The organism is Streptomyces sp. ActVer, from assembly GCF_027270795.1.
Classification (GTDB): Bacteria; Actinomycetota; Actinomycetes; order Streptomycetales; family Streptomycetaceae; genus Streptomyces; species Streptomyces umbrinus_A.
In genome coordinates this window covers 1-512 of record NZ_JAPWHT010001045.1, presented here as the reverse complement: position 1 = coordinate 512, position 512 = coordinate 1, and the positions used below count along the sequence as shown (strand labels likewise).

1 protein-coding gene is annotated in these 512 nt (G+C 73.0%); it reads left to right on the top strand.

The window, feature by feature from the left end; translation table 11 throughout:
- The coding region (locus tag O3Q52_RS54050; RefSeq protein WP_269655664.1) for a phosphotransferase at positions 1–475 on the top strand (475 nt) is incomplete at its 5' end.
- Positions 476–512: the final 37 nt, after the last annotated feature.

The window sequence follows — 512 nt, the reverse complement described above, 5'->3', positions numbered from 1 at the left end:
GCCCGACGCGCCGTTGCCGTCCCGGCCGGGCCGGCCGGGCCGGCACCTCGACGAGCTGGCGGCGGACCTCGACGGCGAGTGTGAGCGGCTCGTGACGGACGGCGTCCTGCCCGCCGACCTGGTCACCCGCAACCGCCAGGTCGCCGAGGCCGCGTTCCGACCGTGGCCTCCGGCGTTCACGCACGGCGACCTGCAGATCGCTCACGTGTTCGTCGACGGCGACGAGATCACGGGCATCATCGACTGGTCCGAGGCGGGCCAGGGCGATGCCCTGTACGACCTCGCCACCCTCACGCTCGGGCACGAGGAGCACCTCGGCGACGTCATCGCCGGCTACGGCACCGACGTCGACCTCGACGTGATCCGCGCGTGGTGGTCGTTGCGAAGCCTGCTGGCGGTTCGATGGCTGGCCGAGCACGGCTTCGACCCGTCCGCGCCGGGGTGTGAGGTCGACGTACTGAGATCCCGGATGTGAGGCCGCGCGGGCCCGCCGTCATGAGCGCGTTCGCGGC